Origin of the sequence: Micromonospora sp. WMMC415 (genome assembly GCF_009707425.1) — a bacterium.
Lineage (GTDB): Bacteria > Actinomycetota > Actinomycetes > Mycobacteriales > Micromonosporaceae > Micromonospora.
In genome coordinates this window covers 6,067,457-6,089,087 of record NZ_CP046104.1, presented here as the reverse complement: position 1 = coordinate 6,089,087, position 21,631 = coordinate 6,067,457, and the positions used below count along the sequence as shown (strand labels likewise).

25 protein-coding genes and 1 pseudogene are annotated in these 21,631 nt (G+C 74.3%); 10 read left to right on the top strand and 16 right to left on the bottom strand.

From position 1 onward, the window contains the following. The 5 genes from GKC29_RS28490 to GKC29_RS28470 form a co-directional block, all read right to left on the bottom strand. A complete protein-coding gene (locus GKC29_RS28490; protein WP_155333745.1) occupies positions 1-513 on the bottom strand; it encodes a hypothetical protein in 513 nt (170 codons plus the stop codon). A gap of 93 nt (positions 514-606) precedes the next feature. Further along, a complete protein-coding gene (locus GKC29_RS28485; protein WP_155333744.1) occupies positions 607-789 on the bottom strand; it encodes a hypothetical protein in 183 nt (60 codons plus the stop codon). 30 nt (positions 790-819) lie between these two features. Then, a complete protein-coding gene (locus GKC29_RS28480; protein WP_155333743.1) occupies positions 820-1,881 on the bottom strand; it encodes a sensor histidine kinase KdpD in 1,062 nt (353 codons plus the stop codon). Continuing rightward, on the bottom strand, positions 1,874-2,569 hold the full coding sequence (locus GKC29_RS28475; RefSeq protein ID WP_155333742.1) for a response regulator transcription factor: 696 nt from the start codon (positions 2,567-2,569) through the stop codon (positions 1,874-1,876). Before GKC29_RS28475 ends, GKC29_RS28480 begins: the two co-directional genes overlap by 8 nt. Positions 2,570-2,631: 62 nt before the next feature. After that, positions 2,632-2,769, bottom strand: a complete 138-nt coding sequence (locus tag GKC29_RS28470) for a hypothetical protein (RefSeq protein ID WP_155333741.1) — start codon at positions 2,767-2,769, stop codon at positions 2,632-2,634. Between the two features lie 138 nt (positions 2,770-2,907). Here GKC29_RS28470 and GKC29_RS28465 point away from each other — a divergent pair, with 138 nt between their 5' ends. Next, positions 2,908-3,570: a GNAT family N-acetyltransferase gene (locus tag GKC29_RS28465; RefSeq protein WP_155333740.1), complete on the top strand. Its 663-nt coding sequence runs from the start codon at positions 2,908-2,910 to the stop codon at positions 3,568-3,570. A gap of 332 nt (positions 3,571-3,902) precedes the next feature. Next, a complete protein-coding gene (locus GKC29_RS28460; protein WP_196255759.1) occupies positions 3,903-4,262 on the top strand; it encodes an STAS domain-containing protein in 360 nt (119 codons plus the stop codon). 8 nt (positions 4,263-4,270) lie between these two features. Here the strand turns inward: GKC29_RS28460 and GKC29_RS28455 are convergent, their stop codons facing one another. After that, complete coding sequence (locus tag GKC29_RS28455) at positions 4,271-5,473, bottom strand: PP2C family protein-serine/threonine phosphatase (RefSeq protein ID WP_155333738.1); 1,203 nt, start codon at positions 5,471-5,473, stop codon at positions 4,271-4,273. Between the two features lie 114 nt (positions 5,474-5,587). Beyond that, positions 5,588-7,039, bottom strand: coding sequence for a glycoside hydrolase family 3 N-terminal domain-containing protein (locus GKC29_RS28450; RefSeq protein WP_155333737.1), 1,452 nt, complete (start codon positions 7,037-7,039; stop codon positions 5,588-5,590). Positions 7,040-7,204: 165 nt separating this feature from the next. Here GKC29_RS28450 and GKC29_RS28445 point away from each other — a divergent pair, with 165 nt between their 5' ends. Then, positions 7,205-8,380: an ROK family transcriptional regulator gene (locus GKC29_RS28445; RefSeq protein ID WP_155333736.1), complete on the top strand. Its 1,176-nt coding sequence runs from the start codon at positions 7,205-7,207 to the stop codon at positions 8,378-8,380. Between the two features lie 96 nt (positions 8,381-8,476). Here the strand turns inward: GKC29_RS28445 and GKC29_RS28440 are convergent, their stop codons facing one another. Both GKC29_RS28440 and GKC29_RS28435 read right to left on the bottom strand, forming a co-directional pair. Beyond that, a complete protein-coding gene (locus GKC29_RS28440; protein WP_155333735.1) occupies positions 8,477-9,493 on the bottom strand; it encodes an ABC transporter permease subunit in 1,017 nt (338 codons plus the stop codon). After that, positions 9,490-10,500, bottom strand: coding sequence for an ABC transporter ATP-binding protein (locus tag GKC29_RS28435; protein WP_155333734.1), 1,011 nt, complete (start codon positions 10,498-10,500; stop codon positions 9,490-9,492). Before GKC29_RS28435 ends, GKC29_RS28440 begins: the two co-directional genes overlap by 4 nt. Before the next feature lie 123 nt (positions 10,501-10,623). Here GKC29_RS28435 and GKC29_RS28430 point away from each other — a divergent pair. After that, positions 10,624-11,475: pseudogene (locus GKC29_RS28430) on the top strand (ABC transporter ATP-binding protein); the annotation flags it as partial. 4 nt (positions 11,476-11,479) lie between these two features. Here the strand turns inward: GKC29_RS28430 and ftrA are convergent. Next, positions 11,480-12,478 (bottom strand): transcriptional regulator FtrA, encoded by a 999-nt coding sequence (ftrA, locus tag GKC29_RS28425; RefSeq protein WP_155333732.1) that lies wholly within the window; start codon positions 12,476-12,478, stop codon positions 11,480-11,482. A 72-nt stretch (positions 12,479-12,550) separates the two neighbouring features. Between ftrA and GKC29_RS28420 the strand changes: the two genes are divergently transcribed. Beyond that, positions 12,551-13,009 carry a rhodanese-like domain-containing protein gene (locus GKC29_RS28420; protein WP_155333731.1) on the top strand — a complete coding sequence of 153 codons (459 nt, stop codon included), beginning with the start codon at positions 12,551-12,553 and terminating at the stop codon, positions 13,007-13,009. A gap of 36 nt (positions 13,010-13,045) precedes the next feature. Here GKC29_RS28420 and GKC29_RS28415 read toward each other — a convergent pair whose 3' ends face one another. The 3 genes from GKC29_RS28415 to GKC29_RS28405 all read right to left on the bottom strand — a co-directional run bounded on the left by GKC29_RS28415 (position 13,046) and on the right by GKC29_RS28405 (position 15,658). Further along, a complete protein-coding gene (locus GKC29_RS28415) occupies positions 13,046-13,762 on the bottom strand; it encodes a hypothetical protein (protein ID WP_155333730.1) in 717 nt (238 codons plus the stop codon). A gap of 15 nt (positions 13,763-13,777) precedes the next feature. Further along, the gene (locus tag GKC29_RS28410; protein WP_155333729.1) at positions 13,778-14,257 is read right to left on the bottom strand and encodes a DUF6232 family protein; all 480 of its coding nucleotides are present in this window, start codon (positions 14,255-14,257) and stop codon (positions 13,778-13,780) included. An 834-nt stretch (positions 14,258-15,091) separates the two neighbouring features. Then, positions 15,092-15,658: a DUF6232 family protein gene (locus GKC29_RS28405; protein WP_155333728.1), complete on the bottom strand. Its 567-nt coding sequence runs from the start codon at positions 15,656-15,658 to the stop codon at positions 15,092-15,094. Positions 15,659-15,757: 99 nt separating this feature from the next. Here GKC29_RS28405 and GKC29_RS28400 point away from each other — a divergent pair, with 99 nt between their 5' ends. Continuing rightward, positions 15,758-16,531 carry an enoyl-CoA hydratase-related protein gene (locus GKC29_RS28400; RefSeq protein WP_155333727.1) on the top strand — a complete coding sequence of 258 codons (774 nt, stop codon included), beginning with the start codon at positions 15,758-15,760 and terminating at the stop codon, positions 16,529-16,531. A gap of 75 nt (positions 16,532-16,606) precedes the next feature. After that, a complete protein-coding gene (locus GKC29_RS28395) occupies positions 16,607-18,229 on the top strand; it encodes an acetolactate synthase (RefSeq protein WP_155333726.1) in 1,623 nt (540 codons plus the stop codon). Between the two features lie 37 nt (positions 18,230-18,266). Here the strand turns inward: GKC29_RS28395 and GKC29_RS28390 are convergent, their stop codons facing one another. The 3 genes from GKC29_RS28390 to GKC29_RS28380 are packed head-to-tail and all read right to left on the bottom strand — an operon-like array spanning position 18,267 to position 19,419. Continuing rightward, positions 18,267-18,683 carry a PLD nuclease N-terminal domain-containing protein gene (locus GKC29_RS28390; RefSeq protein ID WP_155333725.1) on the bottom strand — a complete coding sequence of 139 codons (417 nt, stop codon included), beginning with the start codon at positions 18,681-18,683 and terminating at the stop codon, positions 18,267-18,269. A gap of 27 nt (positions 18,684-18,710) precedes the next feature. Next, the gene (locus GKC29_RS28385) at positions 18,711-19,031 is read right to left on the bottom strand and encodes a DUF202 domain-containing protein (RefSeq protein ID WP_155333724.1); all 321 of its coding nucleotides are present in this window, start codon (positions 19,029-19,031) and stop codon (positions 18,711-18,713) included. Beyond that, positions 19,024-19,419 (bottom strand): YidH family protein, encoded by a 396-nt coding sequence (locus GKC29_RS28380; protein WP_155334384.1) that lies wholly within the window; start codon positions 19,417-19,419, stop codon positions 19,024-19,026. The genes GKC29_RS28385 and GKC29_RS28380 overlap by 8 nt, the downstream gene beginning before the upstream one ends. Before the next feature lie 40 nt (positions 19,420-19,459). Between GKC29_RS28380 and GKC29_RS28375 the strand changes: the two genes are divergently transcribed. The 3 genes from GKC29_RS28375 to GKC29_RS28365 all read left to right on the top strand — a co-directional run bounded on the left by GKC29_RS28375 (position 19,460) and on the right by GKC29_RS28365 (position 21,626). Beyond that, entirely contained in the window at positions 19,460-20,257 is a 798-nt protein-coding gene (locus GKC29_RS28375) for a GNAT family N-acetyltransferase (RefSeq protein WP_155333723.1), read from the top strand. Continuing rightward, complete coding sequence (locus tag GKC29_RS28370; RefSeq protein ID WP_155333722.1) at positions 20,254-20,667, top strand: hypothetical protein; 414 nt, start codon at positions 20,254-20,256, stop codon at positions 20,665-20,667. Before GKC29_RS28375 ends, GKC29_RS28370 begins: the two co-directional genes overlap by 4 nt. A gap of 179 nt (positions 20,668-20,846) precedes the next feature. After that, on the top strand, positions 20,847-21,626 hold the full coding sequence (locus GKC29_RS28365) for an electron transfer flavoprotein subunit beta/FixA family protein (RefSeq protein ID WP_155333721.1): 780 nt from the start codon (positions 20,847-20,849) through the stop codon (positions 21,624-21,626). Positions 21,627-21,631: the final 5 nt, after the last annotated feature.

The window sequence follows — 21,631 nt, the reverse complement described above, 5'->3', positions numbered from 1 at the left end:
TCAGGCGGGGAAGCCGTACCGTGCGGCGTGCTCCGGGTCGGCCGGGTCGATCTGGCGCAGACCGGCGTCGGCGAGGCGCTTGTTGACCTCGTCGAGCCGCTCGCGCACCAGTCGGGCCTCCTCCTCGGTGACCCGGCCCCGGTGCGGCCTGCCCGCGTGCTCGATGGTGCCGTGGTCGACCTTTTCGGCGGCCCGGCGCGTCTTCGGCGGGCGGACCCGCTCGGCCGTCTTCAGCAGCTGCGCCATCGGCACGTCGGTGGCCATCGCGTCGAACTCGCTGGCGGTCAGCACCACCCGGCGCGGCTCGCCGCCGCCGTGCCGGTCGTGGATCTCGACGACCGCGACGTCCAGGGCGGCGTCGTCGATGCTCTCCACCTCGACCGGGGTGGCGTCCAACTGCACGGGCCCGGCCACCAGGTCAGGGTGGTCCAGGACGACGACGCGGACGACCTCGTCGTCGGGCTGGAGCACCGTGCCGCTGAAGTCGGAGACGTGGATCGTCTTCTTGCCCATGCGCGGAGCTTCTCCTGTCGTAGGCCGGTCGAAGGACCAGAAGACGTTACCCGACAGGTGTGCGAAAGCCCGCGCTGGCTCGCCGCGGTGGGGTCAGCGGGTGTTGAGGTTGCGGGTGGAGGTGCCGGCGGGCAGGCGGTTCAGCTCACCCCAGGTGAGCGTGGCCGCGCGGTTGCCCCGGTACGGCGGCTGGGCCGGGAACCGTTCCGCGACCCCGCTGTCCGGCCAGAGCAGCTCGGGGTCGTGTTGGTAACGGTCATTCGGCTGATTCGGCATGACCCTACCGTCCCAAAGAATGTTGTCCGTCTATGGAAATAGATATGACGGTCGATCGATACCCTCGGTTCCGGCGAGCGGCAACCGGATCTCGAATCGACATCCGTCCGTGATGTTCCGGACTTGTACCCGCCCGCCGTGGGCCTCAACCAATCCGCGCACGATCGCCAGCCCCAGACCGCCGGAACTGGCGGGTGCGCCGTCGCCCGGGCGCGGGGTGCGCGCCGGCTCGCCCCGGAAGGCGACGTCGAAGACCCGGGGCAGGTCCTCGTCCGGAATGCCGCCGCAGGTGTCCGCCACGGCGAGCCAGGCGCTGTCCGTGTCGCACCCGGCGTCCACCCGGACCGTGCCGTCCGACGGCGTGTAGCGGACCGCGTTGAGCAACAGGTTGCCCACCACCCGGGCCAGTTCCGGCTCGCTGGCCAGCACCGTGGGCCAGCCCGAGTCGGGGGCCTCCAGGCGGACCCGGCGGGCGGCGGCCAGCGGCGCGGTGCCGGCGAGCGCATCGGAGACCACGTCGCCCAGCGGCACCGCCGACAGCGTCAGCCGCAGCGCGCCGGCGTTGATGCGGGAGAGCTCGAACAGGTCGTCCACCAGGCGCGTCATCCGGTCGGTCTCCACCCGGATCCGGCGGTGATACTCGCCCACCGTCGCCGGGTCGTCGACCACCCGGTCCTCCAGCGCCTCGGCCATCGCCCGCAGCCCGGCGAGGGGGGTCCGCAGGTCGTGTGAGACCCAGGCGACGAGATCGCGCCGTCCCTGCTCGATCCGGCGTTCCCGCTGCCGGGCCTGATCGGCCCAGACCGCCGCGGCGGCCAGGCGTCGCCCGAACAGCCAGCCCACCACGAGGCTCACGACGGCCGCCGCGGCCACGGTTATCAGCACCACGTCCCGGTCGTGGGCGGAGAGGAACATCGCCTCGGCGACCACCGCGACGCCGGCCACCACCGCGGTCACCGTGACCGCCAGCAGGGCGACGATGTGGACGGTGACGGACCGGCCGCGCAGCAGGCGGAGGACGAGCGCGCCGACCGCGCCCACGCCGAGTGCCGCCAGGAGCGCGAACGCGAAGATCAGCGCGAGATCACGCATCGCCGGGCTCGTAGCGGTAGCCGACGCCCCACACGGTCACGATCCGCCGGGGGGTCGCCGGGTCGGCCTCGACCTTCTCGCGCAGTCGCCGGACGTGCACGGTGACCGTCGACTGGTCGCCGAAGCTCCAGCCCCACACCCGTTCCAGCAGCTCGGCCCGGCGGAACGCCCGCGTCGGGTGCCGCATCAGGTGCACCAGCAGGTCGAACTCCCGTACGGTCAGGGTCAGCTCGGTGCCGTGCAGCCGGGCCACCCGGGGGCCGGTCTCGACCACCAGGGCGCCGTCGCGCAGCACGTCCGGCGGCGCGGTGACCGGCTCGCCGCCGGTCCGTCGCAGCACGGACCGCACCCGCAGCACCAACTCGCGGGGGGAGAAGGGCTTGCCCAGGTAGTCGTCGGCCCCCACTTGCAGGCCGAGGATCCGGTCGGCCTCGTCGCCGCGCGCGGTGAGCATGATGATGGGTACGCCGTCCGGCCGCGCGCGCAGCCGCCGGCAGACCTCCAGGCCGTCGACCCCCGGCAGCATCAGATCGAGCACCACGAGATGCGGTGGCTCGGTCGCCACGGCGGCGAGCGCCGAGACGCCGTCGCCCACGTGCGTCACGTCGTAGCCGGCGTGCTCCAGATAGCGGCAGACCACGTCGCTGACCGTCCGGTCGTCATCGACGACCAGCACCCGCTGCGTCACCGGACCTCCCTCGTGTCCGCACAGCCTAGCCATGCGCGGGCGGCGCGATCCTTGCGAGCCGCTTACGGGTCGGGCCCGCGGTCGCGGTGACGCACCGGCACCACCACGACGCCGACCACGCGGCCGGCGCCGACCACCACGCCGAGCACCCGGGCCACGCCGGTCAGACCGGCCACCGCGGGCACGGGCACGTCGCCCACGGCCGGCACTGAGCCCGATCGGGTCGGCCGCCCGGCCCGGCCGGCGGTCCCGGCCGGCGGTCCGTACGGCGCCCCCGCACCGGGCGGTCGGCGTACGGTGATCACCGGAGTGACCACCGGGGCCGGAGGGAGGAGCCGATGCGCGACCGGCTGCTCCACCTGCACCTGGCCACGTGGCTCGGCCAGTGGCCCGCCGGCCCCGGTCTGCACGTCGTCGGGTCCCACCGCCGGGCGCAGCCCGCCTGGGACGGCCGGCTCCGCCCGGCGGTCGCCGTCTCCGCCGCGGCGAGCACCGTGCTGTCCGTGGCGCCGGACCGGGTGACCGCCGTCCGCGACCTGGCCCGGGGCTCCGTGCGGCGGCTGCTGTCCGGCCTGCCGGCGGCGGTCGGCCATCCGGGGTGGGCCGTGCACGACGACGTGTTCCGGTGGAGCCTCGCCCCGGCGCCGTTGCCCGACGCCGGGGACTGGGTCTCGCCGGCCACACCGGGCCTGCCGCCCTGGCTGCGGCTGTTCGACCGGCCGGTGCTGGTGGTGCGGGACGAACGGGGACGGTACCTGTCGGGCGTGGGGATCAAGCGGCACGACGCGTACGGCCACGAGCTGGCGGTGGGGACCGTGCCGGCGGCGCGCGGGCGCGGCCTGGCGCGGCGGCTGGTCGCCCAGGCGGCCCGCCGGGTGCTCGACGAGGGGGCCGTGCCGACGTACCTGCACAACCGGCGCAACACCGCCTCCGCCCGGGTCGCCGAGGCGGCCGGCTTCGCCGACCGGGGCTGGCGGTCGTTCGGCGTCTACCCGAGCTGACCCGTCGGCAGGGCGCGGACCGGAGTTCCCGGGCCGGATCCCCGGTCCGCGCCCTTCCCCCCAGGCCCCGTGCGGCATCCGGCGGGCGGGCCGGAAACCGTGTGTATCGATCACGCTACGTATTCATCGGGCTGACGGCAAGGGTGGTGCGTGCGGGTCGGAGTGTCGAGAAACAGACTCTGACCTGGGCGGGAACGGTCCAGCGCTGATGTGGGGCGGTGATGCGTTGTGTGACGGACGCTGCCGACAGGTCCGCCGTGCGCGTGCTGCCGGTTGCGGTGGCGGTCGGTATGGTCGGTGGGCGGACGATGTCGGGCGGAGGTGAGGGCTTGGTGGAGCATTCCCCGGGTGCCGAGTCCGGTGAGGCCCCCGGCCGGGTCACCCTGCGTCCCGCCGGGGAGCTCGACATCTCGACGGTGGGCACCCTCGAAGCCGCGCTCACCGACGCGCTGGCCCGCCCGGGCGTGCGCGAGATCGTGGTCGACCTGGCCGAGGTGCGCTTCCTCGACTCCAGCGGCGTACGCGTGCTCGTCCTGGCCGCCACCGCCGCCCGGAAGAGGGACGCCGTCCTGCGGGTGACCGATCCGCAGCCGGTGGTGGCCCGCGTCCTGCGGATCACCGCGGTGGGCCCGCTGCTCGGCCTGACCGACCCGGTTCCCGCCGACGGTCCCACCTGGCGTCGCCTGACCTGACCCGGCGGTCAGGGTTCGGTGTCGGCCGCGGCCCGCTCGGACCACTGCAGGAGCAGCAGCGTGGCGTCGTCACCGGTCCACCCGGCCTGATGGTCACGGACGGCGTGGCTGATCCGCCGCAGTGTCTCCGGTGCGGGCAGGCCGGAGCGGATGTGCCGTTCGGCGAGGTCGGCGAGGCGCGGCAGGCCGAACAGGACACCCGCCGCGTCGCGGGCCTCGGTCACCCCGTCGGTGTGCAGCAGCAGCCGGTCGCCGGGCTCCAGGCGGACGTGCGCCACGTCCGCACGGTCGTCCGGAAGGCCCAGCGGGAGGCGCCGCCCCTCGGCGAGGGTCCGCACGGCCCGCCCCCGGCGCAGCAGGACCGGCGGTGGATGGCCCGCGTTGACGTAGCGGAGCGCTCCGGTGTCGGTGTCGACCTCGGCGAGGACGGCGGTCACGAAGCGGGCGTCGGTCCACTGGCCGGCGATGGCGGCGTCGACCGCCCGGGCCAGCCCGGTCAGGTCGGCGCCGGCCCGCCGGGCCGAGCGCAGCGCGGACAGCGCCACCGAGGTGGTGAGCACCGCCGGCAGGCCGTGCCCCACGCCGTCGAGGAGCGCCAGTGACACCGTCGCACCGTTCAGGGCGTAGTCGAAGGCGTCGCCGCCGACCTCGTAACAGGGTTCCAGCAGAGCGCTGATCGTGGTGTTCGCGGTGGCGAAGGTGAGTGGCGGAAGGAGTTGCCACAGCAGTTCGGCGGAGACAGCCATCGGCTGGCTGCGGCGCGCGCGGTGCAGGCCGTCGCCGTACCCGATCTTGCTCGTCACCAGGTGGCCGACCAGGCCGGCGATCAGGCGGAGACCGTCGTGCAGGGCCTCGTCGGCCAGGTCGGCATCCGCCGGGGGAAACACCTCCAGCAGTCCCAGCCGGTCGGTGCCGTCCACGATCGGCAGCCAGAGCCGAGGCGGCGGGCCCTGCCCGGCATGCACCACCACCTGGGTGAAGGCCCGCCCGGCGAGGCTGGTGTCGATCGGCAGGGGCTCCGGCGTCGGGCGGCCGGGCTCGGGCAGCGGGCGCAGGTCGCACTGCTCCGCGTCGACGAGGTAGACGGTCGCCGAGGCCCGCAGCGGCCGGAGAACGGCGTTCACCGCGACCGGCAGGTCGTCGGGCGGCAGCCGGTGCGACCGGTGGGCGAGGTCGGCGAGCGCCCGGAGCCAGGATTCGGTCGCGGTCATCCGACCCGCATACCCGTAGCCGCCCGGTCCGATGCACGGCGCCGGCCGGGTGGACGCGCCCGCGCCCGTCCCCGGCCGGATCCCGGCGGCCGGAAACGGGCCGGCCCGCTCAGCTCAGCCGGCCAGGCCGAGGGCCTCGGCGGCGGCGCGCCCGTTGGCGTGGCTCGCCCCGTACGTGGTGACGAAGGCGCGGACGCCGGCCGGCCGCCACTGCGCGGGCCAGCCCATCTCGACCACCGCCACCGGATGCCGCGCGGCCAGCGCGGTGACCAGGTCGGCGGCGCCCGGCAACCGGTGCAGGTGTCGGCCGACCAGGACGATCGGCCGGTCGCCGGCGAGCCCGAGCAGGATCGCCGGTTCGGTCTCGGCGGCCACCACGCGCAGTTCCTCCGCCCCGGCGAGGTGCGGGCCGAGGCCCCACGGCACCCGTCCCTCGGCGATCGTGGAGGTCGAGTGCAGTTGCACCACGAGGGGCTTCTCCAGCCCGGTCAGCACGCCCTCCACCCGTACGGCGCGCCGCGCGGCCGCGTACCCCAGGCCGGTGGGCGCGGCCTCGACGGTGCCGGCGGCCCGGGTCCAGGCGGCGAGGTCGGCGGCGCGGCCGGCCGCCTCCTCGACGCGTGCCCGGTCCAGCCGGCCGTCGCCGAGCGCGGTGACGATCTCCGCCGCGACGTGCTCCACCAGGTCGGCGTCGACCTTGGCGCCGATGCAGAGCAGGTCCGCCCCGGCGGCAAGGGCCCGGACGGCGGCGGGGCCCACGCCGCCCGCGGCGACGGCGGCGCCCTTCATCTCCAGGGCGTCGGTGACGATCGCGCCGGTGAAGCCGTACTCGCCCCGGAGCAGGTCGACCAGGACCGCGCGGCTGAAGGTGGCCGGGCCCTCCCCGGTCAGCACCGGGACCCGGATGTGCGCGGTCATCACCGCCCGCACCCCGGCGGCGACGACCGCGGCGAACGGCGGCAGGTCCCGTTCGCGGAGCACGTCCACGGGCACGTCGACGGTGGGCAGTTCGTAGTGGGAGTCGGCGACGGTCGCGCCGTGGCCGGGGAAGTGCTTGGCGCAGGCGGCGACGCCGGCGGCCTGGAGGCCGGCCACCGCGGCGGCGGCGTGCGCCGCCACCTTGACCGGGTCGGCGCCGAACGACCGGGTGCCGATCACCGGGTTGTCGTCGGCGCTGTTCACGTCGACGGTCGGGGCGAGGTTGACGGTGATGCCGAGGGTGGCGAGTTCGGCGCCGATCGCCTCGTGGACGCGTCGGGTCAGCGCCACGTCGCCGATCGCGCCGAGCGCGGCGTTGCCGGGGTACGGGCTACCGGTGGCGTGGGCGAGCCGGGTGACGTCCCCGCCCTCCTCGTCGATCGCGATCAGCACGTCCGACCGGGCGGCGCGCAGCGTGGCGGTGCTCGCCGCCACCTGCGCCGGGTCGTGGACGTTGGTGCCGAACAGGGTGTGCCCGGCGAGCCCCTCGCCGACCAGGTCGACGGCCCAGTCCGGCGGAACCGGGCCCGGGTAGGCGGCGAGCAGCGTGCCCAGCGCGAGCCGGCGGAGTCCTGGATCCAGCCCCACTGATCTTCCCCTTTCGGTGCCCGGTGGCACGGACGTCGTACCGGAGGTGGTCCCCGGCGTGCCGGGTCGGGCGAACACTCCGGCCGCGGGTGGCCGTTACGCTACGGCTACCCGTTCGCAGGTCGGTTTACAGTTAGCAAACTTTACATATTTCGAGGACGTGGCATGAGTGCGACCCGGCTCCCCGGCACCCCCCGTCTGTTGCGGGCGCTCAACGACCGCGCGGCACTGGAACTGCTGCTGGAGCGCGGCCCGCTGACCCGGGCCCGACTGGGAGAGCTGACCGGGCTCTCCAAGGTCACCGCGTCCCAGCTGGTCGAGCGCCTGGAGGAGCGCGGGCTGGTCACCCGGGTCGGCGAGCAGGCCGGCGGGCGGGGCCCGAACGCCCAGCTCTACGCCGTCCGTCCCGGCAGCGCCCACGTGGTGGGCGTGGACGTCGGGGCGGACCGGGTGGTCGCCGCCTGCGCCGACATCACCGGGGCGGTGATCGGCCGGGTCGAGCAGTCGACGCGGGACACCGACGACCCGGTGGGCGTGGTGCACAACGCCGTCGTCCAGGTGGCGAGCAGCGCGCAGGCGCAGCTGTCGAGCGTACGGCGGATCGTGCTGGGCACCCCGGGCCTGGTCGACCCGGGCAGCGGCGACATCACCTTCGCGTTCAACCTGCCGCGCTGGCACGCCGGCCTGCTCGCCGCTCTCCGGGAGGACCTGCACACCCCGGTGGTCTTCGAGAACGACGTGAACCTGGCCGCGATGGCCGAGGCGCAGTCCGGCGCGGCGCAGGGCGTCCCCGACTTCGTGCTGGTCTGGGTCGGCGCCGGCGTGGGTCTGGCGATCATGCTGGGTGGCCGCCTGCACCACGGCACCAGCGGCGCCGCGGGTGAGATCGGCTACCTGCCGGTGCCCGGGGCGCCCATCCCGCGCGACGTCTCCCGCCGGGCGAAGCCGGCCTTCCAGCAGCTTGTCGGCGGCGACGCGGTCCGCGCGCTGGCCCACGAGCACGGGTACGCGGACGACACGGCGGCCGGTGCGGTGCGCGCGGCGATCGCCGACGGCGCGGCCGGCGGCCCGATGCTCGACGAGCTGGCCCGCCGGCTCGCCCTGGGCGTGGCGAGCACCTGTGTGGTGCTGGACCCGCCGCTGGTGGTGCTCGCCGGCGAGGTCGGGCAGGCCGGCGGGACGGCGTTGGCCGAGCGGGTGCAGCACGAGGTCGCCGCTATCACGCTGGTCCGCCCCATGGTGGTGCCGACCGGGCTGACCGAGGAGCCGATCCTGCGGGGCGCCCTGCACACCGCCCTGGAGGCCGTCCGGGACGAGGTGTTCGGCTCCACGGTCGGCTGACCGGGTGTCACCGCCGTCCGCCATGTGAAGGAATATTTCACCCCTGGTCGGCAGGCTGCAAGGTCTTGCCGCAGCCCGCCGGCCAGCGGACGTGCCTCAGATGAGGTCGCGGCGGCGGAACACCACGAAGGCCGCCGCGGCCAGCCCGCCGGCGAGCAGCAGCAGGACCGCGAGGCCCGACGGCCAGGTCAGCGTGTAGGTACCGTCGCAGAACCCGCCGAAGGAGTCCGTGCAGGCGTTCCGGTCCCAGAACTCGGCCCGCCCGGCCAGCCAGGCACCCAGATAGCTGGAGAGCATCAGCTGGTCCGGTCGGGACACCTCCAGGATCTCCAGCACCAGCCGGGCGCCCAGTTCCCAGACCACCGCGTACGCGGCGACCGCGCCCAGCGCCGCCGAGGTGTGCCGGCCCAGCGTGGCGACGGCGAAGCCGATCACGGTGGCCAGCAGCACGACGACCAGGCCGCGCCCCCAGACGGCGCCCAGGTCGGACCAGAAGTCCGCGTCCACCGGGCCGACGTAGCCGTCGACGAGGGCGATCATCCAGAACGTGGCGAGGTACGCGATCGTGGCCAGCAGGGACAGCAGCAGCGCCGCCGCCATCAGCGTGCCGAGCTTCGCGCCGAGCACGGTTGTCCGGCGGGGTCGCCACAGCAGCAGGTTCACCACCCCGCCCGAGTTCAGGTCGGCCCCGATGTAGGAGGCCCCGACCAGGAATCCGAAGAGCACGAGGAAGGCGATCAGGAAGTACAGCAGGGGGCGGGTGTCGTGGCTGAAGGTGAAGACCCCGACGAGCTTGTCGGCGGCCACCGGCAACCGCTCGCGCAGGCCGGGATCCACGATGCTGCAGTCGGAGGGGAAGTAGCCACTGTCGAAGTCCTCGGGCGGCAGCTCGCCCCGCTGCCGGGCCAGGCACCGCTCGTGGTGGAGTTCCATCTCGCGCCGCTCGCTGTCGGCCTTCTGCTGGGCGACCGCCAGCTCGCCCGGGGTCGGCCGGTGGGAGATGGCCACGTTCGTCAGGGCGGTGACGCCGAACGCCAGCACCAGCAGCACGAGCATCAGCTGGACGAAGCGCCGCGACCCGAGGCGCCCCAGCTCGGCACGGACCAGGTTCACGCGTCCACTCCCTTGCGGTCCAGGTCGATCACGTCGTCGCGGACGTCCGCGCCCGATTCCGTCGAGCCGTCCACCTGCCGGGGCACCCCGGGGTGCGCGACCGGCCCGGTCAGCTCGAGGAACACGCTCTCGAGATCCGGCCGCAGCGGTGTCAGTTCGCGGACCCAGGCGCCCTGCTCACCCAGGGTTCGGCTGATGGTGGCGGCGTCGTCCACCCCGTGCACCACCAGATGGTCGGGGTGCTCGGTGACCGTGAGGCCGGCGCCGCGCAGCAGCTCCGTCGCCCGGTCCGGCTCGTCCACCCGGACCAGCACCTCGTGCCGGTCGAAGCCGGCCAGCACCTCGTCCACGCGTCCCGCGGCGACCCGTCGGCCCCGCGAGATGATCGTCACGTGGTCGCAGATCAGCTGGATCTCGGCCAGGATGTGGCTGGAGACCAGCACGGTCACGCCCGAGTCGGCCAGCGTCCGCATCAGGTCCCGCATCTCCCGGATGCCGGCCGGGTCCAACCCGTTCGCCGGCTCGTCGAGGATCAGCAGCTCCGGGCTCTTGAGCAGGGCGGACGCCACCGCGAGGCGCTGCTTCATGCCCAGGGAGTAGCCCTTCACCCGCTCGTGGCCCCGATCGCGCAGACCCACCTGGTCCAGCACCTCGTCGATCCGGGACGTCGGGACGCCGCCGGCGCGGGCCAGCAGCCGGAGTGTCCGGTGAGCGGTGAAGTTGCCGAAGAACTGCGGGCTCTCCACGATCGCGCCCACCCGCCCGGCGACCCGGGGCAGGTGCTCCGGAGCCTGCTCGCCGAGCACCCGCATCCGGCCGTCGTCGGCCCGCACCAGCCCGAGCAGGGCGCGCAGCGTGGTCGTCTTGCCCGACCCGTTCGGCCCCAGGAACCCGTGCACCTGGCCGGCCTCCACGAGCAGGTCGAACCCGTCGACCGCCACCCGGCGCCCGCGCCGCACGCTGTGGAACGTCTTGCGCAGACCCTCGATCTCGATGACCGCGCTCATCCGCGCAGCTCCGTGCTCCGAACGGGCATCGGCCGTCCTCCGGTGGGGGTGATCAATGACACGGCGACTCAGCCTAGGCCCGGCACGCCGCCCGTGGGGGGCGCCGCGGCGGTGCGTGGTTGGATGGGCCTCGTGACTGGTGACCTGATCCCCGGCGCTTCCGGCGCCGCTGCCGCCCCCTCGCCCGTGGACGCGGATCTGGTGGTCAGCCTCGACGGCGTCGGCGTGCGCCGCTCCGGCACGGCCCTCCTGCACGACCTCGACTGGCGGGTCGAGTTGGACGAGCGGTGGGTGGTCCTCGGCCCCAACGGCGCCGGCAAGACCACCCTGCTCAATCTCGCCGCCGGACGGCTGCACCCCACCACCGGCACCGCCCACGTGCTCGGCGAGCGGATCGGCCGCACCGACGTGACCGAACTGCGGACCCGCATCGGGCTCTCCACCGCCGCCCTCGCCGAGCGGATCCCCGCCGACGAACGCGTCGCCGACGTGGTGGTCACCGCCGCGTGGTCGGTCGTCGGCCGGTGGCGGGAGAGCTATGACAGCGGCGACGAGGCCCGCGCACGGTCCCTGCTCTCGCAACTCGGGGTCGGCGCGCTGGCCGATCGCCCGTACGGCACCCTCTCCGAGGGTGAGCGGAAGCGGGTGCAGATCGCCCGCGCGCTGATGACCGACCCGGAGCTGCTGCTGCTCGACGAGCCCGCCGCCGGGCTGGACCTGGGTGGCCGCGAGGACCTGGTCGCCCGGCTCGCGGAGCTGGCGTACGACCCGGACGCCCCGGCGCTGGTGCTGGTCACCCACCACGTGGAGGAGGTCCCGCCCGGCTTCACGCACGCGCTCCTGCTGCGCGAGGGCGGCGTGGTGGCGCAGGGGCTGCTCGGCGACACGCTGACCGGGGACAACCTCTCCAAGACCTTCGGCCTGCCCCTGCTGGTCGAGCGGCACGGCGACCGGTACACCGCCCGCGCCGCCTGAGGCGTCAGGAAGGGCTCCGCGTACCGCCCGCCGTCCCGGTGCGGAAGGCCCGGCGGTACGCCGACGGCGACGTCCGCATCGCCCGGGCGAAGTGGTGCCGGTACGTGACCGGGGCGTCGAAGCCGACCGCGCCGGCGACCTCCTCGACCGGGACGTCGGTCGTCTCCAGCAGCGCCAGGCTGGCCCGGATCCGCTGGTCCACCAGCCACCGGATCGGGCTGGTCCCGGTGGCCCGCGCGAAGTGCCGCAGGTACGTGCGGGACGACATGTGCGCCTGCGCGGCCAGCCGCGCCACGGTGAGCGGTTCGGCGAGGTGCGCCAGGGCCCACGCCATGCTGCCGGCGATCCGGTGGTCGTCCGGGTCGGCCGCCACCGGCGCCTCGATGAACTGCGCCTGCCCGCCGTCGCGGTGCGGCGGGATCACCAGGCGGCGGGCGACCGCGTTGGCGACCGCCGCGCCGTGGTCGCGGCGGACCACGTGGACGCACAGGTCCAGACCGGCGGCGCTGCCCGCACTGGTGAGGATGTCGCCGTCGTCCAGGTAGAGCACGTCCGGGTCGACCGTGACGCGGGGATGCCGGCGGGCCAGCCGGTCGGCGTACCGCCAGTGGGTGGTGGCGCGCCGCCCATCGAGCAGGCCGGCGCCGGCGAGGGCGAACGCACCGGAGCAGATCGACATGATGCGGGCACCGGACCGGTGCGCCCGGCGCAGCGCGGCGACCAGCTCCGGCGACGGGTCGGCGGTCACGTCGGCCACCCCCGGCACGATCACGGTCGCGGCGGCGGCCAGCTCGTCCAGGCCGTACGGGGTGTGCAGGGTGGCGCCGCCGACCAGCGGCACCGGCCCCGGCCGCTCCGCGCACACCGTGAGCGCGTACCAGTCGACGTCGAACTCGGGCCGGGGCAGCCCGAACACCTCGGTGACGATGCCCGTCTCGAAGACCGACATCCCGGGGTACGCGAGGACGGCGACACTGCGGTCGCGGGGGGCTCGGAGCGGCATGGCGGGATGTTAGCGGAGAACGGCGTACGCGCCACTCGTCCGGCCGCCCCGGCCGGTCCGACGATCGACGGCATGACCCACGCCTTCGCCGTACCGGCCGCCACGCCGGCCGTCGCCGCAGCTCACTTCCTCGCCCGCCTCGCCGTCGAGACCGACGTCAGCGACGTGCACGCCGACCTGGAGGCGGGGGTGCCCGGCCTGGTCGTGGTCGACTCGCGCGGTGCCGCCGCCTGGGACCAGGGGCACCTGCTCGGTGCCGTCCACCTGCCGACCGCCGACATCGCGACGCGCGCCGCCGGGATCGTGCCGGCCGGATCGCGGGTCGTCACCTACTGCTGGGGTCCGGGCTGCAACGGCGCGACGCGGGCGGCGCTGGAGTTCGCCCGGCTCGGGTACGCGGTCAAGGAGATGCTCGGCGGCTACGAGTACTGGGTCCGCGAAGGGCTTCCCGTCGTCGCGCCGGGCGGGCTCACCCGCCGGCCGGTCGACGAGCTGACCGCGCCGCCCGCCGCGATCACCTGCGACTGCTGATCCCTGCCGGCGCTCCGCCTGGTGCCGGGTGCCGGGTCACCCGGCCGGCTCGTCGGTGAGCCGTTCGCCCCGGCGGCGCAGCATGTTGAGGCCGGGGATGCCGGCGACGGCCAGCTTGAGGTCGCGGGTGACGTCGAGCAGGTCGTGCAGGTCCGGCCCGACCCGGTCGAGGGTGGCGAGGATGGGCAGGATGTCGGCGGTGAGGTGCTGCCGCAGCTTGGGCAGCTCGTCGACGAGGCGGATGGCGGCGGCCACCTCCTCGTGGCTGAGCTGCTCCACGAAGTGGTTCGCCATCGGGGCGCCCCGGCGCAGCGCGGGCTCGTACGCGGTCAGCAACTCCGCCGCGGTGGCCGCCGCCTCCGCCGCGACGCCCACCGTCTCGGCCGCCCGGCCGGCGATCGAGTCGGCCGCGCCGACCACGGCGCCCGCCGTCCGGGCCACCTTCTCCGCCTCGCCGACCACCACCGTCGCGGCGGCGGCCACCTCGGCGGCGTTCTCGATGGCGGTGGTCGCGGCGGCGCTGATGACCGCCACCTCGGCCACCGCGGCCTCGGCGTCGGTGAGTACCCGGTCGGTGCGGTCCAGGGACGTCTCGATCCGGTCCACCACCCCGTCGATCCGCGTCAGCAGCGCCTCCACCCCGTCGAGCACCGCGAAGGCGCGGGCGGGGATCGCGGCGAACGAGGCCGCCGAGTCGAGGGCGGAGCGGGTGAGGCCGACGACCGACGCGGGCCGGGGGAGGGGAATCGCCATGGCACCCAGTGTGCGTCAGCGGCGCTCCCCGTGCTGTTCGACGGCGCGTTGCACGGCCCGGTAGATCTGCCCGAACCGGAGCGCGTCCGGGGTGCGCAGCAGCAGCATCTCGCGGCCGTGCGCCTGCACCCACAGCTCGTGCACGCGGTTCCCCCGCTCGTACGAGCGGTCCAGCCATCCGAGCGGGATCTCCAGGAAGGGCGTGAGCGCCAGCGCGAGCACGACGCACGCGACGAGGGTGATCAGCACCGGCAGCCAGCCCCGGTCCGGCACCGACCACGCGAGCGAGAGCGCGCACACCACGGCCACCAGCGGTGGCAGCGACAGCACCAGCACCAGGACGCCCCGGCCCAGGACCCGCCCCCGGACGGCGAGCGTCGTCCGTCCCTTGGCGTGCCAGACGTACGTCACGTCGGCGATCGCCACCGCCAGTCCACCGACCCGGATCGACTCGGACGTCACCTGCACCACGTCGTCCCGGTAATAGAGGGCCATCACTAAGCCTAACCACCCCGCGGCGAACCGCCGGTGTCCGCGAGGACGGGTCGGGGCCTCCTGTCGGGTCCGTCGGACTGCCGCCGTCGGTACCCCGCGACGTCCCGGTGGCGGCTCACCTCGTCTCACGCGGGCCGGTCCCATGGAAGGCCTGGTGATGGGCACCCGCAGCGGCGACCTGTTGCCGGCCGGCGCCTTTGGAACTGACCCATTCACGACATCAGCCGATATCTCGTCGCCCTGCCAGGTCTCCCGGTGGGGTCCGTCGTCCAGTCCGGCTTGTCAGGGGCGTTCGTCGTCCGGTTCGGGCCAGAGGAGTTCGGCGTCCGGTCCGGCTTGTCAGGGGCGTTCGGCGTCCGGTCCGGCTTGTCAGGGGCGTTCGGCGTCCGGTCCGGCTTGTCAGCGGCGTCCGTCGTCCGGTCCGGCTTGTCAGCGGCGATCGGCGTCCGGTTCGGGCCAGAGGAGTTCGGCGTCCGGTCCGGGCACAGCGGGTTCGGCGTTCCGGCCCGCAAGTGGCAAGCGACGTTCGGCGCTGACGCCGGGCGGCGGGCATCCTGTCGCCGAGGGTGCCGGCGCGGGGTAATCCAGCAACGACATCAGGTCCAAAGGGGCCGGGAGGGCTACGTGTAGGGGCGCGTCGACGACGAACAGGTTCCGAGCGGCACCGGCAGGCGGGCCCGGGGGACCGAGCAGGAACGCAACGTCGAGGTGGTCCGGCGGTACTGGCGGACCTCGTCACGAGGGCCTGGCGGAGCTGCGCGCGGCGGCGGTCTCGTCCCCCGGGCTCACCGTGCTCGCCCCGGCGATCGTGGAGCTGCTCGCCGCCGAGGATCGCTACGGCCTGCTGCGGGGCCTGGGCATGCTGCCGGACGCGCCGATCCCGTTCTGACCCGCGCCGATCGCGTTCCGGCCCGCGCCGATCGCGTTCGGGCCGCGAACCGCGGGCGGGTGGCCGGCCTCGACGGCCCGCTGCACCGCCCGGTAGATCTGGCCGAACCGCAGGGCATCCCCGGTGGCCAGCAGCTGGACCGGTCGGCCGCGCCAGCGGGCCCAGATCTCCAGCCGCCGGCTGCCGCGGGCGTACGAGCGGTCCAGGTGCTCGAAGAGAAAGTCGGCGACCGGCCCGACGGCCAGCCCGACCAGCACCGAGGCGCCGACGATCCCGACCGTGACGGCGGCGGAGCGGTCCAGCCAGAGGGCGAGCGCGATGCCCAGCCCGGCGGCGACCAGGGGCCCGGCGAGGGCCGCGCCGATCGCGCCCCGGCCGGCGAGCACCCGCCACGAGCGGCTGCCGCGGTGGTGCCACACGGCGCTGATCTCGGCCAGCGCAAAGGTCCGACCGTCCACCCGCACGGCGGTGGAGGTGACCTGGACCGACCTGTCGTCGTAGTACGTGACCATCACGGAACTCCCGGTGGCGGCGCTGACACCAGACTACGTACCACAACGAGCCGGGCCGTAAGGTTGGCACGCGACTTCGACGAGGAAGTGAGGGTCAGCGTGGGCGAGTTCGTGCGGCTGGAGACCAAGGACGGCATCGGCACCATCCGGCTGGAGCGGCCGCCGATGAACGCCCTCAACACCCAGGTGCAGGAGGAGTTGCGCGCCGCGGCGACGGCGGCCACCGCCGACCCGGAGGTCCGCGCCGTCATCGTGTACGGCGGTGAGAAGGTCTTCGCGGCCGGCGCGGACATCAAGGAGATGGCCGACATGTCCTATGTGGACATGGCCGACCGCGCCGCCGACCTGTCCAGCGCGCTGGGTGCGATCGCACGGATCCCCAAGCCGGTGGTCGCGGCGATCACCGGGTACGCGCTCGGCGGCGGCTGCGAGCTGGCCCTCGCCTGCGACTGGCGGGTGGTCGCCGAGGACGCCAAGCTCGGCCAGCCGGAGATCAAGCTCGGCATCATCCCGGGCGCCGGCGGCACCCAGCGGCTCGCCCGCCTGGTCGGCCCGGCTCGCGCCAAGGACCTGATCATGTCGGGCCGGATGGTGGACGCGCAGGAGGCGCTGCGGATCGGGTTGGCCGACCGCGTCGTCCCGGCCGCCGAGGTGTACGACGCCGCGGTGGCGTTGGTGAAGCCGTACCTGACCGGGCCGGTGCAGGCGCTGCGCGCGGCGAAGCTCGCGGTCGACGGCGGCCTGGACATGGACCTGAACTCCGGCCTCGCCTGGGAGAGCCAGCTCTTCGCGGCGCTGTTCGCCACCGACGACCGGCGCGAGGGCATGGCGGCGTTCGTCGAGAAGCGGAAGCCGGACTTCACCGGCCGCTGACCCGAGCGGTGTTCACATTCGGGCTACCGCTGAGTAGCGTGTGACCCCGGTCATCCGGAACGAAGGGGAGCGGTGATGTCGGAGCGGATCGAAGGTCACGGCGGCGAGCTGGCGCTCGCGGCGCTGCGCGCGTACGGGGTGCGGGAGATGTTCACCCTCTCCGGCGGGCACGTCTTCCCGCTCTACGACGCCGCGCACAAGGGCGACTTCCCGATCTACGACGTGCGGCACGAGCAGTCGGCGGTCTTCGCGGCCGAGGCGGTCGCGAAGCTCCAGCGGCGACCGGGTCTCGCCGTGCTCACCGCCGGCCCCGGTGTCACCAACGGCATCTCCGGGTTGACCAGCGCGTTCTTCAACGCGTCGCCGGTGCTGGTGCTGGGCGGGCGGGCCCCGCAGTTCCGGTGGGGTTCGGGCAGCCTCCAGGAGATGGACCACCTGCCGCTGGTCGCCCCGGTGACCAAGCACGCCGAGACGGTGTTCAGCACCGACGACATCCCGCGGGCGGTGGGCGCGGCGCTGACCGCGGCGCTCACCCCGCACCGGGGTCCGGTCTTCCTGGACTTCCCGCTCGAGGCGGTCTTCTCGGTGGCCGACGCGGACCTGCCCGCGCCGGCGGGCATCGCCCCGATCGAGCCGGACCCGGACGAGGTGACGAAGGCGGCCACCCTGATCGCCGGCGCCAGCCGTCCCGTGATCATCGCCGGTTCCGACGTGTACGCCGGTGACGCCGTCACCGCCCTGCGCGAGGCGGCCGAGGCGCTCCAGGTTCCCGTCTTCACCAACGGCATGGGTCGCGGCGCGCTGCCGCCGGAGCACCCGCTCGCCTTCGCCAAGGCCCGGCGGGTCGCCGTCAAGGGCGCCGACGTGGTCGTGGTCGTCGGCACCCCGCTGGACTTCCGGCTCGGCTTCGGCGACTTCGGCGACGCGAAGGTGGTGCACGTCGTCGACGCGCCGAGCCAGCGCGCCGGGCACGTCCAGCCGGCCGCCGCGCCCGCCGGCGACCTGCGGCTGATCCTCTCCGCGTTCGCCGGGTACACCGGCGACCGGGCCGACCACGCCGACTGGATCGCCGGCCTGCGGACCGCCGAGGACGCCGCCAAGGCCCGTGACGCCGAGGAGATGGCCGCCGAGAGCGACCCGATCCGCCCCGGCCGGGTCTACGGCGAGCTGCGCAAGGTGCTCGCCCGCGATGCCATCACCATCGGCGACGGCGGGGACTTCGTCTCGTACGCCGGCCGCTACCTGGAGCCGGCGCAGCCCGGCACCTGGCTCGACCCGGGCCCGTACGGCTGCCTCGGCACCGGCATGGGCTACGCGATGGGCGCCCGGGTGACCCACCCCGACCGGCAGGTCTGTGTGCTGATGGGCGACGGCGCGGCCGGCTTCTCGCTGATGGACGTGGAGTCGCTGGTCCGGCAGAAGCTGCCGGTCGTGATCGTGGTGGGCAACAACGGCATCTGGGGCCTGGAGAAGCACCCGATGCGGGCCATGTACGGCTACGACGTCGCGGCCGACCTCCAGCCCGAGCTGCGCTACGACGCCGTGGTCGGTGCGCTCGGCGGCGCCGGCGAGACGGTGGCGAAGGCCGCCGACCTGGGGCCGGCGCTGAAGCGGGCGTTCGAGGCGGGCGTGCCGTACCTGGTGAACGTGCTGACCGACCCGACCGACGCGTACCCCCGCTCGTCGAACCTGGCCTGAGCCGGACCGGCCGCCGGCACGCGGTGCCGGCGGCCGGTCAGGCGTCGGGGCTCTTCTCCTCGCGCGGCGGGTCGCCCTCGCGGCGGCGCAGGTCGTCCTCGCGGCGGCGCAGGTCGTCCTCCCAGCGCCGGAACAGGTCCTGGTCCCGCGGGCGGGTGCGCTCGTCGATCGAGCGGAGGAACTCGGGGTCGTCGTCGGGGGCGACCGGCCGGGGCTTGCGCTCGGCGACGCCCTTGCCGACCGGCCATGCCTTCGCGGCGCCACCGGCACCGCGGTCACGGCCGGCGACGAACCAGGCGATCGACCCGACCAGCGGGAAGAACAGGATGATCAGCACCCAGGCGACCCGGGGCAGGGCGCGGATGTCGCCCTCCTCGGCCGAGAGGCAGCTGATCAGAGCGCAGACGGCGAGGACGATCTGCGCGAGGAAGACGAGGACGTACAGCCGGGCCATGACTCCATGATGACGCACCCGCGCCGGCTACCACACCCCGCGTATCAGCACCACGACACCGAGCGTGGCGTACCCGACGGTGGCCAGCGCGGCCAGCGGCACGGCCCGGCTGTAGGCGGCCCGTCGGGCGACCGTCACCCGCCACCAGCAGACGAGCAGCGCCGCCGACCAGCCGAGCACCGCCACCCCGCCGAGTGTCACGCCGGCCGCGCCGAGGGGCAGCGCCAGCCGCACGGTCAACACCATGACGACCGTCATCGCCAGCGCGGTGCGCCGCCAGGCGAGCCGGGTCCGTTCGGGTTGCAGGCCCGGGTCGGGCCGGCTGACCCCGGACGCCCGGTCAGCCATTCCCGCCGATGGCGCGGACCAGCACCGCGGCGACCAGGAGCAGCGCCCCTACGCCCACGGCGAGCGCCAGGACGGCCGGGAAGCGGGAGGCGGGCAGCTCCTCGCCGAGCCGGATCGCACGCTCGGTGCGGGCCCAGTGGTCGATGGCCCGGACCGCGACAGCCCCGCCGAGCAGCAGCAGGGCGATGGCGATCGCCTCACGCAGGTGGGCCAGCGGCAGCGGCGGCAGGAACTGTGCCGTGGCCAGGCCGCCGGCGACCAGCGCCAGGCCGGTCCGCAGCCAGGCGAGGAAGGTGCGCTCGTTGGCCAGTGAGAAGCGGTAGTCCGGCGTGGTGCCCACCGAACGTAGCTCCTGCGGGTCGAACCACCGCCTGATCGCGTGCCACACGTGCTGATTATCCGCTTCCATCCGGACGTAGCCTGGTCTGGTGACGGATCTTGATGTGAACACCCTCCGGAGGGCGTACGACCGCCACCTGCGCGCCTTCGTGCCCGACCCGCTGCCGGCCGGCGTGTCCATCGAGCGGGACGGCCCGCTGCTGCGGTTCCTCGGCCTCGACGACGGCGGCTTCCTCACGTACCACGACCTGGGCGGCCTGGCGGGCGCGGAGCTGGACGAGCTGATCGCCCGGCAGGTGGCGATCTTCCGGGATCGGGGCGAGCCGGTCGAGTGGAAGCTGCACGGCCACGACGAACCGGCCGACCTGGCGGACCGGCTGCGCGCCGCCGGATTCGTGCCGGAAGCGCCGGAGACCGTCGTGATCGGGCCGGTCGCGCCAATCGCCGCCGCCCTCCCGGTCGTTCCCGAGGGCGTCCGGCTGCGCGAGGTCACCTCGCGTGCGGACCTGGACCGGATCGTGGCGATGGAGGAGGCGGTGTGGGGCACCGACCGCAGCCACCTCGGGCCCGGCCTGGAGAAGGAGCTCGCCGCCGACCCGCAGTCGATCACCGTGGTGGTGGCCGAGGCCGGCGACGAGGTGGTCAGTGCCGGCTGGGTGCGGTACCCGCAGGGGACCGGGTTCGCGACCCTCTGGGGCGGCTCGACCCTGCCCGCCTGGCGTCGTCGGGGGATCTACCGGGCCCTGGTCACCTACCGGGCCCGGCTCGCCGCGCAGCGCGGCGCCACGCTGCTTGAGGTGGACGCCTCGGCGGACAGCCGGCCGATCCTGGAACGGCTCGGCCTCGTCGCGGTCACCACGACCACGCCGTACGTCTACACTCCGTGATCATGGAGCAGCGGTTGACGGCCGAGGAGCGGCTGACTCTCAAGACCGGAGCCTTCGGTGCGGTCTTCCTGGTGTCCAACGCCGACCCCGGCATGCTGGCGCTGTTCCGGGAGAGCTTCGCCGCCTCCGGTGCGATGGCCGACGCCAGCGGGGTCGTCAAGGAGGCGCTGACCACCGGCCCGCTGCCCAGGCTGCCGAGGGACTCGGCGCTGGAGATCGAGTCGGTGGTGCTCCCGGCGCTCACCCGTGCGGTGGCGATCCTGCGGAGCAAGGCTCCGTCGGAGGTCGGCACGTACCGCGAGGTGGTGCTCGCCGCGGCGGACCGGGTGGCCCAGGCGCACCGCGGCGTCAGCCCGGAGGAGACGGCGATGATCGAACGGATCCGCGCGGCGCTGGCGCAGGCGGCCTGAGCTGCGCGGTGAGCTGTGTCACCCCCGCCCTCCGGAGAGGGCAAGCTACTTGTGGGTAACATTGCGCCGTGGGCAACTGCACAGCGGCCCGCGGTTGACCGAGCGTTAAGTCACGCGGGAGGCTGCGCCCCAGACCGGGCGAGCGATCGCCACAACCACAGGAGGGTCGTCGAAGCGCGATGAACATCGTCGTACTCGTCAAGCAGGTGCCCGATTCGGGCGCGGACCGCAACCTGCGCACTGACGACAACACCGTCGACCGCGGTTCGGCGAACAACGTCATCAACGAGATGGACGAGTACGCCATCGAGGAGGCGTTGAAGATCAAGGAGGCGCACGGCGGCGAGGTCACCATCCTGACCATGGGTCCGGACCGGGCGACCGAGTCGATCCGCAAGGCGCTCTCCATGGGGCCGGACAAGGCCGTGCACGTCGTCGACGACGCCCTGCACGGGTCCTGCGCCGTCGCCACCTCCAAGGTGCTCGCCGCCGCGCTCGGCCAGCTCAACGCCGACCTGGTCCTCTGCGGCGCCGAGTCGACCGACGGCCGCGTCCAGGTCATGCCGCACATGATCGCCGAGCGGCTGGGCGTCGCCGCCCTGACCGGCGCGCGCAAGCTCACCGTGGACGGCTCGACCCTGACCGCCGAGCGGCAGACCGAGGAGGGTTACGAGGTGGTCACCGCCTCGACCCCGGCCGTGGTCTCCGTCTGGGACACCATCAACGAGCCGCGATACCCCTCCTTCAAGGGCATCATGGCCGCCAAGAAGAAGCCGGTGCAGACCCTGTCCCTGGGTGACCTCGGCGTCGCCCCGACCGAGGTGGGCTTCGACGGCGCGACCAGCACCGTGCTGGAGCACAGCAAGCGCCCGCCGCGCTCCGGCGGCGCGAAGGTCACCGACGAGGGCGACGGCGGCGCGAAGCTGGTCGAGTTCCTCGCCACCGAGAAGTTCGTGTGAGAGCA